Annotated in this window: 11 protein-coding genes; 2 read left to right on the top strand and 9 right to left on the bottom strand. The window is 71.6% G+C overall.

What is annotated here, in order from left to right; genetic code table 11:
- From ABD323_RS36430 to ABD323_RS36415, 4 genes are all read right to left on the bottom strand, one after another.
- On the bottom strand, positions 1–1,104 hold a 1,104-nt coding region (locus tag ABD323_RS36430; RefSeq protein ID WP_344446384.1), incomplete at its 3' end, for an ABC transporter ATP-binding protein.
- Entirely contained in the window at positions 1,104–1,970 is an 867-nt protein-coding gene (locus tag ABD323_RS36425; RefSeq protein ID WP_344446383.1) for an ABC transporter permease, read from the bottom strand. The genes ABD323_RS36425 and ABD323_RS36430, both read right to left, overlap by 1 nt.
- Positions 1,971–1,976: 6 nt before the next feature.
- Positions 1,977–2,933 (bottom strand): ABC transporter permease, encoded by a 957-nt coding sequence (locus ABD323_RS36420; RefSeq protein ID WP_344446382.1) that lies wholly within the window; start codon positions 2,931–2,933, stop codon positions 1,977–1,979.
- A gap of 1 nt (position 2,934) precedes the next feature.
- Positions 2,935–4,593 (bottom strand): ABC transporter substrate-binding protein, encoded by a 1,659-nt coding sequence (locus ABD323_RS36415; protein WP_344446381.1) that lies wholly within the window; start codon positions 4,591–4,593, stop codon positions 2,935–2,937.
- An 865-nt stretch (positions 4,594–5,458) separates the two neighbouring features.
- On the opposite strand from ABD323_RS36415, the gene ABD323_RS36410 reads away from it, so the two are divergent.
- Positions 5,459–6,355, top strand: a complete 897-nt coding sequence (locus tag ABD323_RS36410) for a hypothetical protein (protein WP_344446380.1) — start codon at positions 5,459–5,461, stop codon at positions 6,353–6,355.
- Between the two features lie 475 nt (positions 6,356–6,830).
- Here ABD323_RS36410 and ABD323_RS36405 read toward each other — a convergent pair whose 3' ends face one another.
- The gene (locus tag ABD323_RS36405) at positions 6,831–7,169 is read right to left on the bottom strand and encodes a hypothetical protein (RefSeq protein WP_344446379.1); all 339 of its coding nucleotides are present in this window, start codon (positions 7,167–7,169) and stop codon (positions 6,831–6,833) included.
- Between ABD323_RS36405 and ABD323_RS36400 the strand changes: the two genes are divergently transcribed.
- A complete protein-coding gene (locus tag ABD323_RS36400) occupies positions 7,153–7,440 on the top strand; it encodes a hypothetical protein (protein WP_344446378.1) in 288 nt (95 codons plus the stop codon). The genes ABD323_RS36405 and ABD323_RS36400 overlap by 17 nt on opposite strands.
- An 18-nt stretch (positions 7,441–7,458) precedes the next feature.
- On the opposite strand, the gene ABD323_RS36395 is transcribed toward ABD323_RS36400, so the two are convergent.
- From ABD323_RS36395 to ABD323_RS36380, 4 genes are all read right to left on the bottom strand, one after another.
- Complete coding sequence (locus ABD323_RS36395) at positions 7,459–7,881, bottom strand: nuclear transport factor 2 family protein (protein ID WP_344446377.1); 423 nt, start codon at positions 7,879–7,881, stop codon at positions 7,459–7,461.
- Positions 7,882–7,993: 112 nt separating this feature from the next.
- Entirely contained in the window at positions 7,994–8,413 is a 420-nt protein-coding gene (locus ABD323_RS36390) for an ester cyclase (protein WP_344446376.1), read from the bottom strand.
- Positions 8,414–8,489: 76 nt separating this feature from the next.
- Positions 8,490–9,287 carry an SDR family NAD(P)-dependent oxidoreductase gene (locus ABD323_RS36385; protein ID WP_344446375.1) on the bottom strand — a complete coding sequence of 266 codons (798 nt, stop codon included), beginning with the start codon at positions 9,285–9,287 and terminating at the stop codon, positions 8,490–8,492.
- On the bottom strand, positions 9,272–10,793 hold a 1,522-nt coding region (locus ABD323_RS36380; RefSeq protein WP_344446374.1), incomplete at its 5' end, for a thioesterase domain-containing protein. The genes ABD323_RS36385 and ABD323_RS36380, both read right to left, overlap by 16 nt.

Below are 10,793 nucleotides of genomic sequence, written 5' to 3'. Positions count from 1 at the left end.
GGAGACGTCCTGGACGGCGTGGTGGGCGCTGCCGTCCGGGGCGCGGAAGGTCTTGCCGATCCGGTCGGCCTCGGTCAGCGGTGCGGCGGCGGGCGGCACGGCGGGAGCCGGAGCGGTCACCGTGGTGACGGCGGCGGCGATGACGGGTGCTCCCTCCGTCCCGGGGTGCCAGCAGAGCGCGCCGTCCTCGGCCACCGCCGGCAGGCTCGCGCGGCAGCGGTCGTCGGCGGCGGCGCAGCGCGCGGCGTACGGGCAGCCGTCCGGCCCCGCCCCCACCGTCACCTCTGTCCCCGTGCCCGCGCCCGCGCCCGGCGCCGAGAGCCGGCTGCCCCGGCTGGCGCCGGTGGGCACCGCGGCCAGCAGCGCGCGGGTGTACGGGTGCCGGGGGTCCTCCAGCACCTGCCGCGCCGGCCCGCTCTCCACGATCCGCCCGCCGTACAGCACGGCGATCCGGTCGGCGAGTCGGGCCACCACCGACAGGTCGTGGCTGATCAGCAGCAGCGCGGTGCCCTGCCCGCGCAGCGCGTCCAGCAGGTCGAGCACCTGGGCCTGCACGGTGACGTCCAGTGCGGTGGTCGGCTCGTCGGCGATCAGCAGTTCCGGCTCGGCGGCCAGCGCGGAGGCGATCAGGGCGCGCTGGCGCAGCCCGCCGGAGAGCTGGTGCGGGTACTGCGCGGCGCGCAGCGCGGGCTCGGGGATGCCGACCTGTTCCAGCAACCGGCTGACCCGGGCGGGCAGTTCGGCGCGCGGTGCCAGGCGGTGGGTGCGCAGCGGCTCGGCCACCTCGGCGGCCACCGTGCGCAGCGGGTCGAGCGAGACCAGCGCGTCCTGGAGGACCAGCGCGATCCGCCGTCCGCGCACCGCGCGCCACTGGGCCTCGCTCAGCGCGGTCAGGTCCTGGCCGTCGAAGTCGAGCCGGCGGGCGGTCACCGTGGCCCGGGCGCCGGCCAGACCCAGCAGGCTGCGGGCGGTGACGCTCTTGCCGGAGCCGGACTCGCCGACCACGGCCAGGCACTCGCCGCGGTCCAGCGTGAAGGAGACGCCGCGCACCGCGTGGGCCTCGTCGAAGCGGACGTCCAGGCCGTCCACGGTGAGCAGGGTCATCAGCCGGTCCTCCGGGTGAAGCGGGCCTGCAGCCGGCGGCCGACGGCGTTGACCACCAGGGCGGTCAACGTGATGGCGGCGCCCGGGAAGAGGCCGACCCACCAGGCGGTGGCGAGGAAGCCGCGTCCCTGCGAGAGCATCGACCCCCACTCGGGGGAGGGCGGTTGCGGCCCCAGGCCCAGGAAGCTCAGGCCGGAGGCGGCGATCAGCGAGGAGCCGAAGCCGACGGTGGCGAGCACCAGCAGCGGGCCCACCGCGTTGGGCAGGATGTGCCGCACGATCAACAGCGGCCTGGGCAGGCCGAGTCCCACCGCCGCCTCGACGTATCCCGCGCGCCGCACCACCAGCGCCTCGCCGCGCACCAGGCGGGCGTAGCCGGGCACGAAGGCGAGCGCGATGGCGATCATCACGTTGACGGCGCCGGTGCCCAGCACGGTGACGGCCAGCAGCGCCAGCAGGATCGGCGGCAGCGCGAGCAGCACGTCGGCCAGCCGCATCAGCAGCTGGTCGGTGACCCGCCCGCCGAGGGCGGCCGCCAGGCCCAGCAGCGCGCCGCCGACCACGGCCAGCACGGTCGAGCCGGCGCCGAGCAGCAGCGAGGGCCGCGCGCCGTAGAGCACCCGGGCGAACAGGTCGCGGCCCAGCTGGTCGGTGCCGAACCAGTGCGCGGCGCTGGGCGCGGCGAGCGCGTGCACCGGGTCGGTGGTGACCGGTGAGGCGCCGGTCAGCAGGTCGGGTGCCAGCGCCGCCAGCACGACCAGCAGCAGGCCGGCCGAGGCGAGCACCAGGGTGGGCAGCCCGGCGGCCGGCCGCGGCCGGGGGCGGCGGCGGGGCCGCGCGACCGCGGTGGTGAGGGTCTGGGCCATGGCGGTTCACCCGGTCCTGAGGCGTGGGTCGATGAGGAGGTACAGCAGGTCGACGAGGGTGGAGATGACCACGAAGACCAGCGCGGAGAGCAGCACCAGGCCGATCACCAGCGGCATGTCCTTGTTGGTGGTGCCCTGCAGGCTCAGCGCGCCGATGCCCGGGCGACCGAAGACGATCTCCACCAGCACCGCCCCGCCCAGCAGCGAGCCGGTCAGCCACCCGGTGAGGGTGACGGCGGGCACCGCCGCGTGTCGCAGCGCGTGCCGCAGCAGCACGGCGGTGCCGCTGAGCCCGCGGGCCCGGGCGGTGAGCGCGAACGGGCGTTCCAGGGCGCTCTCCAGTCCCTCGCGCAGCACCTGGGCCAGCACCCCGGTCAGCGGCAGGGCCAGCGTGAGGGCGGGCAGCACCAGGGCGGGCAGTCCCTGGTCGCCGGCCACCGGGAAGACCTGCCACTGGAAGGAGAAGACGGTCAGCAGCAGGATGCCGATCCAGTACGAGGGGCTGGAGACGGTGAGCAGTTCGGCCAGGATCGCCAGCGAGCGCAGCGCCGGGCGCCGCCCGGCCGTCGCCACCGCGGCGGCGACGGCCAGCACGAGCGCCAGCAGCAGGGCGGCGGAGGCGAGTTGGACCGTGGGCCAGAGCTGGTCGCCGATCAACTGGGCGACCGGCCGCTGCAGTTGGTAGGACTCCCCCAGGTCGCCGGTGAGCAGCCGGCCCAGGTAGTGCAGGTACTGCAGCGGGATCGGCCGGTCGAGCCCGAACTGGGCCCGGATCTGCGCCTTCACCTCGGGGGTGGCGGCGGTCCCCGGCCCCAGCATCACCGTGACCGGGTCACCCGGGATCAGCTGCAGCGCGATGAAGGCCACGGTGGCGGCCCCGAGCAGCACCGCCAGCCCCCCGGCCAGCCGCTTCAGCACCGCACGCAGCACCCGGGGGATCGTCACGTCGTCACGGACCGTCATGTCAATTGCCGAGCCAGGTGTCGTAGAAGGTCAGCCAGGTGTTCGGGTCGGCCTTCAGGCCGTGCACCTGGCTGGTGGCGCCGGCCACGGCGGTGTGCACGTAGAGCGGCACGATCAGGGCCAGGTCGGTGACCTTCTGCTGGGTCCTGGTGTAGACGTCCTGGCGGATCGTCTTGTCCAGGGTGGCCTTGCCGGCGTCGGTCCAGGTGTCGAGGTCGTTGTCCTGGTAGAAGGTGGCGTTCTGGCCGCCCTTGGCGGGCTGACTGGAGCTGTTGAAGTACAGCCGCAGCACGTCCGGGTCGAAGCGGGCCCAGCTGTAGTCGGCGATGTGCTCCTTGCCGCCGTAGGTGTTGGCGATGTAGGTGCCGATGTCCTGCCGGGGCCGGGTGACCTCGATGCCGATCTTCTTGAGGTCGGCCTGGATCGCCTGGCCGAGGATGTCACGCTGCTCGCGGACGTACTCGGCCGGCGGCAACGGCCACTCCAGGGTCAGCCGCTGGCCGTTCTTGGTGCGGTAGCCCTCGGGGTCACGGGCGGTCCAACCCGCGTCGTCCAGCGACTTGTCGGCGACCGCCGGGTCGTAGGGCCAGGAGTTCTCCAGGGCCTTGTCGTAGTACGGGGTGGTCGGCGAGACCGGGCTCCAGGCCCGCTGGAAGACGCCGAAGTAGATGCTCTTGACGTCGGTGCCGATGTCGATGCCGCGCTGCACCGCCTTGCGCACCAGCGGGTCGTCCAGCGGGGCCTTGGTGGTGTTGAGCACCAGACCGTAGTTGGCGCCGGGGGCGTCGGTGGAGATGGTCTGCAGCCGGGAGTCGGCGCGCACGCTCTGCACGTTCGCCGGCGGGATCGGGTCGGCGACCTGGACCTGCCCGCTCTGCAGGGCGCCGAGCCGCACCGAGTCCTCGGTCAGGAACCGGATGGTCAGCTTGTCGAGGTAGGCCGCGCCGTCGTGGTCGGCGCCCTGGGGCGCCCAGTGGTAGTCCGGGTTGCGCGAGAAGACCGCGCTCTGGCCCTTGGTGTAGCTGGTGAAGACGAACGGGCCGGTGCCGACGTCGACCGCGCCGCCGGCGCCGAGCTTGCTGCCGTTCTCGGCGATCGTCCTGGGCGAGTAGAAGCCGAGGTAGGTGGTGCTGGCCGCCTGGAGGAACGGGGCGAAGGGCTCGGAGAAGGTGACCCTGGCGGTGTGCGCGTCGACCACCTCGGTGCCGGTGTAGGGCCCGAGCAGGCTGGCCGCGTACTGCGACTTCGTCTCCTTGGCCACGATCCGGTCGAAGTTCACCTTCACGGCGGCGGCGTCGAAGACCGTGCCGTCGGTGAACTTCACGTCGTCGCGCAGGTGGAAGGTGTAGGTCTTCAGATCCGGCGAGATCTCCCAGGAGCTGGCCAGCCAGGGCTGGAAGTCGCCCTTGGCGTCCTGGTGCACCAGCGAGTCGAAGACGTTGCGCTGGATCGCGCCGGTGATGTCCTGCTGGCTGACCTGGATGTCGAAGGAGATCGGCTCGGTGTCGGTCGCGTAGCTCAGCGAGCCGCCCTGGACCGGCTTGCCCGCGGCGGAACTCTTGCTCGGGGACGTCCCGTTCGAGCCGCACGCGGTGAGCAGCAGGGTCCCGGTGGTGAGGGCGGCGAGCAGGGCGAGGGGCCGGGGCCCGGTTCTGGGCATGCTGCGGGGTCCGTTCCGGTGAGGAGGGGAAGAGCGGGGTGAACAGCCAGAAAACTAGCCACCGCCCCGGCCCCCCGGACCCCTAGGCAACCCCTAGCCGACCCCTTACGCCGAACGGGTCAGGATGGGCCCGGCGCGATTCCGCGAACGGGCGCCTGCCACGCCCGGAAGCTCAAGTGCACCGAGGTCGACCGCCCCTGCCATCGCTCCAGCGCCGAGAGCATGCCCATGAGCCAATCGCTTCCCCCGCCCACGCGCTCACGCCGAAACTGCGTCGGAAAGCCATGCAACCGATCCTCACCCGCCCAACGTCGGACCGTGCGAGAGGTAGCCGCCAGAAGAACGACTCCGGATGTTGTGCCCCGGCATCAACGCAGTCATGGTCCGCACCTCCTTGATCTTTCAATAGATTGTTTGGGGTTGTGCTCAGTGCCTCCCTGGGCGCAGGGTGGAAGTACGGCGGAAAATGCTCACTCGGGTTGCACTGATACGCAAACCACGAACCGGCCCGACAACACCGCGAGACAGCCTGATTGGTGAGTCACAGGCACGAGCCAAGCAGAGTTATGCGGCAAGAGGGTGAGTGAATTCACCGTGACCTCGCAAAGAGGCGCGCCACTCAGAGGAGGCGCCTCGACCCTCAATCCACTTGAATATTCCGACTGGAACTACCCAGCAAAGTCCTGCACGCTGAATGGGTATGCATTTCGACCCACGTCGAGGAGCGGTATATTCTTCAAGCCCAATTGCAAGCAGCCACCAACCGTACCCCCGGTGCAGTGGAGTCACCGGACAGCGGTCGCCAAGAATAGGACACTGCAGCTGTAGTTACAGTCACACGAGCTTCCCATCGGAGGCGAGCACGTTGCAGAACGCATTAACCGACTGGGTTGACGACTTACTACAGCGCAAGGGGAAGTATGCCTTCCTGACACCAATTACCGGCACGCTCAGTCTGCTATTAATTCTCGTCCCGCTCGGAGTCGTGGGGCTGGCCGTCGCCCAATGGATCGGTGGAGGCGTCGCGTGCGCCCTCCTCTTCATTGCGGTCGGCTACTACGCGTTGCGACTGGGTCAGACTCGAGCACTCGTCGAGGAACGTGCCAGGGTACTAAATCGCTATGCCGCCCGCGTCATGAATGAAAGCGGACCAGGGGCCTTCTGGATCGAGGACTGGGAGGAAGAAGTTCAGGTTTCCAAAGGCGGGGACACGACCATTGATCGTTGGCTCACCATCAGGGTCGGCGATTCACCCCTGTACTCGTGCTGGAATGCGGCGTACCAGACGCTTGGAAATGTTACCGACCGCGCTCGCAGGCGCGTCAGATCGTACGCTCACGCCTTCGATGACCACACAAAGCGTCAGGGACTTAGGTACGACGTAACGGATCGCTGGGACGGGAACAAGAATCGGATATTTGTTCACTTTCCCGACCCGGTGCCGGCCCATGACGCCCGAGGGGTCCAGGTTTCTTGGAGCTGGCCGGCATATTCTGCCGCCCTGCTTCGCGGGGACGGGGCGGAGGACTTTGAATGGATGCCAAGGCGTCGCATTAAGCGCCTCAAAGCAACCATCACCTTCGCCAAAGAGTGCAAACTCCAGGAAGAGCCGCGAATGGACATTATCAATGGGCCCGCCCCAAAGATTACCACACGCCGCCATCACGTATATACAATTGAGGCAGAGTACCTTGATATGGAGCCCGATATCAAGGTAGGATTCAGGTTGACCATGCCGAGGTCGGATGAGTTTGAGTCATAGGTCCAAGAACTGCCGCCACCTTGCCATCCAGGACTCGATAAACTGCATCCCGCCGGCGGGCGCATGCCATGTTTGTCGATCCATCAGGGAATGCCACTGGCCGACTCGCTCCCCCATCGACTGCCTCACACGCTCAACGCCACTACGGAGAAGGGAACCCCCCTCGTCACAGCGGCGATCTTCGATCGCCAAACAAAACGAGGTGATTTCGCGCGGAAAAGCGAAGAAAACGGCCGTGTTCGAACGCGCCGGTTCACCGACACGCTGGGCTCCACTCCTTGCGTTCACTTTGGCGTGAGCCCCGTGTCGACCGGGTGAGGGAGCCCAGTGCCGACGGGGGGTGCCACCGAACAGGTCAGCAGGGGTCGCCGGGTTCGGCGGCCGAGGTCAGGGTGGTGGACGGGAGCAAGACGCGCACCGGGCCGGGGCCCACCGACCCCGCCCCCGACGACGGACGGACGCTGATGAACCGGACCTACCCCCACACCCCGCGGCCGGCCAGGACCTGGCCGGCCCTGCTGCTGGCCTGCGCCGCGGTGGCGGGCTCGCTCGCGCTGGCCTCGTGCAGCTCCTCGTCGAAGAGCAGCACCCCCTCCGCGGCCTCGTCGAGCTTCTCGCCGAACACCGCCTCGTTCTCCGGCGAGCCACCGTCCGCGCTGGCGTCGCACGCCTCCGCCGCGGCCTCGGCCGCCTCGTCGGCGGCGCCCGCCGTCTCGTCCGCGGCGGCGTCCTTCGAGGCCTCGGTGTCGGCGCAGGTCTCGGCCGGCCGGGAGCAGGCGACCACGGTGCTGGCCGGCGTGTCGGGGACCGGCAACGCCGTCTCCGACGTCACCCTCACCGGGGTCCCCAGGACCCACGCCAACGGGCTCAACGCGGCCGTGGTGACGATCACCAACAGCACCGGTGCCACGGCGTCCTACGCGGTGAAGGTCGACTTCGTCGACCCCGCGGGTCAGGTGGTGGACAGCTCGATCGTCGGTGCCGAGCAGCTGGCGGCGGGTGCCACCACGCAGCCGCTCGTCTACACCGAGAAGGACTCCGGCCAGACGCTCACGGCGCGGCTCGCGCAGGCACAGCGCTACTGACCACCGCTGTGACCGGTGCTACTGACCGGCCGCGGCGAGCGGGTAGCGCGGCACCGAGCGCCGGGCGGCGATCCGCCAGCCGGCCGGGGTGCGCACGATGGTGTCGAGGTAGTCGCCGTTGTGCACGCTGCCGTCGGGCAGGATCGCCAGGTAGCGGCTGCGGCCGCGCACGGTGCCGTCCGGCTCGGGGGTCAGCACGGTGTCCAGGGTGTGGTGGTCCGGGGAGTGCTCGCCCAGCCGGCGGTTGAAGGTGCGGATCGCCTCCAGGCCCTCGAAGCGGGCTCCGGTGCGGGCCAGCTCGATGCTGCCGTGCTCGGCGAAGACCTGGTCGAGCGCGTCGGTGTCGCCGTTGTCGAAGACGTGGGCGAAGAGGGCCAGCAGGCGGCGGATCTGCTCCGTCTCGGCGGGGGTCAGCTCGGCGGGGGTCGGGTCGGCGGTCATCGGGGTGCGTGCTCCTCGGTGGGCGGGCTGGGCGGTCGGATGGTGGGACGGGAACCGCGCGGGGCCCGGCCAGGCCGTGCAGGCCGGGCGGGCCCCGGGGGCGGCGGTGCGGTCAGACCGCGACCGCGGCCAGCTGCTGCACGATGCCCAGCCGGTCCGGCAGCACGTTGTAGCGGACCACCTGGCCGTCGCGGATGGTCAGGGTGCTGATGCTGTGGCCGGTGAAGCGCCGCCCGGTGGCCGGGACGCCGAAGATCGGGCCCGCGTGGGTGCCCTCGATCCGCCAGAAGGCGATCACCCGGTCGTCCTCCGCCACCAGGTCCTCGACGGTGGCCCGCACGTCCGGCACGTTCGCCCAGAGGACCTCCAGGTGCTGGCGGAAGTCCTCCAGGGTGCCGCTGCCGCCGACGCCGACCCGGGTCTCGTCGGCGGCGTCCGCGGCCACCAGTTCGGCCAGCAGCTCGATCCGCTGCCCGCTGACCAGCTCGTCGTAGTAGCGGTGGACCAGGGCCTTGTTGGCTTCGATGCTCATCGGTGGGCTCTCCTTGAGTGGAAGTGAACGGTGAAGTGGGATGGACAGGTGGGGGGGCTGGTGGCGACGGATCGGGTCAGCGGGCGGCGGGCGGCAGCAGGATGCCGCCGTTCGCGCTCAGACCGCCGTCGACCGGCACCGTCACGCCGGTCACGTAGGAGGCGGCCGGCGAGGTCAGGAAGTAGACGACCTCCGCCTGCTCCCGGGCGTCCGCCCAGCGCTGGGCGGGGATCCGGCTGGTGATGAAGCGGGAGAAGGTGGGGTCGGCGACCTGGGCGGCCGTCATCGCGGTGGCGGTGCCGCCGGGGGCGATGGCGTTCACCCGGATGCCCTCGGCCGCGTAGTCGATCGCGGCGGCCCGCACCAGGTTGATCACCGCCGCCTTGGTCGCGTTGTAGCCCCAGGTGCCGGGGTCACCGCGCAGGCCGGAGACCGAGGAGGTGGCGACCACCGACCCGCCGCCCGACGCCCGCAGTGCCGGCAGCGCGGCGCGCAGACCGAGCACCACCCCGCGCACGTTGACCGCGAAGAGCCGCTCGAAGCGCTCGACCGCGCCCGGGGCCTCCAGCGGTCCGGCGCCGCCGATCCCGGCGTTCAGCACCGCGGCGTCCAGGCGGCCGAAGCGCTCCACGGCCAGCGCGACCGCCTCGGCGTTGCTCTGCTCGCTCGCCACGTCGCCGACCAGGACGGCGACCCCCTCCAGGGCGGCGAGCGGCTCCAGCCCGCGCCGGTCCACGTCGAGGGCGACCACGCGGTGCCCACGCTCCGCGTACAGCCGCACCGTCGCCTCGCCGATGCCGCTGGCGGCGCCGGTGACCAGCACGACGGGTGCCGGCGGCGCTGCCGGGGAGTGCGGCCCTACCGGGTCGACCATGACTGCTCCTTCTTCTCGATCCACTGCCGGACGGCGTCCGCCGTCGTCGGGGTGTGCTCTTCCAGGATGGTGAAGTGGTCACCGGGGATGTCCGCCACCTCGTGCGCCACCGGCCAGTAGGCGCGCCAGTCATGACGGCCCGTCGGATCCAGCACGGTGCCGCGCAGCGGGGTGTCGGCCCGCAGCGCCAGGATGGCGGCCGCCACGGGGGCGGGCTGCCAGTCGGCGAAGACGTTGTTGTAGCCGCCCATCGAGGTCAGGCTGGCGTCGCTCCAGACCATGTCGTAGCGCTCGATGCGGTCCAACATGCCGGTGAGCATGGCGGTGAGCCACCAGTCGCCCATGCCCTCGCGCACCGCGCTGTCGATGGGGTAGGCGTCCACCAGGACCAGCCCCGCCACCGCGCGCCCCTCCTGCTCCAGGCGCTCGGTCACCGCGTGCGCCACGCAACCGCCCATCGAGCGGCCGACGATGACCACCGGGCGCTCGTCGCCGACCACCCGGCGCACCGCCTCGGTCTGCAGGCGCAGGAAGGTCTCGCGGGTGTCGGGCAGCCGGTCGTCGGGCGCCCAGCCGGGCGAGGGGAGCACGAAGACGTCCCGTTCGCCCTGGAAGGCGTGGCCGAGCCGGGCGTACTCGTGCGGACCGGAGATCGCGCTCAGCGCCGGGAAGCAGACGACTGCCAGTTCGCCCGGCCCGGAGGCGAGTTGGAGCGGCGCGGGGGCGTGCTCGGCGCGCTCCTCGACGGTGAAGCGGGCCCGCAGGTGCGAGGCCACGCCGATCAGCGCGGACGCCTCGGCGAAGCTGCCCTGTGCGGCGAGTCTGCGGTACAGGGTGGAGAGCGGGTGGCGCGGGTCCTCCGCGTCGGCCGTCGCCCCCTGGCCGGACCCGGCCGGCGGCGCACCGTGGTCGGCGCCGGACTCCTGTTGGGCGCCGACCAGTTCGGCCAGGTGGTCGGCCAGGGCGGCCGGGGTCGGGTGGTCGAAGGTGATGGTGGGGGCCAGCCGCAGGCCGGTGGCGGCGGTCAGGCGGTTGCGCAGCTCGACGGCGGTGAGCGAGTCCAGGCCCAGGTCGTTGAACGGGCGTGGCGCGGTGACCGCCGCGGTCTCGGTGGCCAGCACGGCCGCGGCCTCGGTGCGCACCAACTCCAGGACGGCGGCCACTCGTTCCGGCCCGCTGAGGGCGGCCAGCCGGGGCAGCGCGGCCCGGTCGGTGCCGGCCGCGCCGCGCGCGGTGCGGCGCACCGCCGGCACCAGGTCGCGCAGCAGGTCAGGGACCGGGCGACCGCGCAGCGCGGTCAGGTCCAGCGGTGCCGCCACCAGGTAGGCGCCGCCGTCCAGTTCGGCACGGTCGAAGAGCCGGGTGCCGCGCTCGGCGGAGATGCTGCGCAGTCCGGCGCGCGCCGCGCGGCGCAGGTCGGCGGCGGTCAGGTGGGCGGTCACGCCGCTGGGCTCGGCCCACTGGCCCCAGGCGAGTGACTGGGCGGGCAGGCCGGCGGCCCGGCGG

It is taken from the genome of Kitasatospora nipponensis (genome assembly GCF_039528135.1).
Taxonomy (GTDB): Bacteria; Actinomycetota; Actinomycetes; order Streptomycetales; family Streptomycetaceae; genus Kitasatospora; species Kitasatospora nipponensis.
Note: the sequence above shows the minus strand (reverse complement) of the source record. Positions and strands in the feature narration are given on the sequence as shown.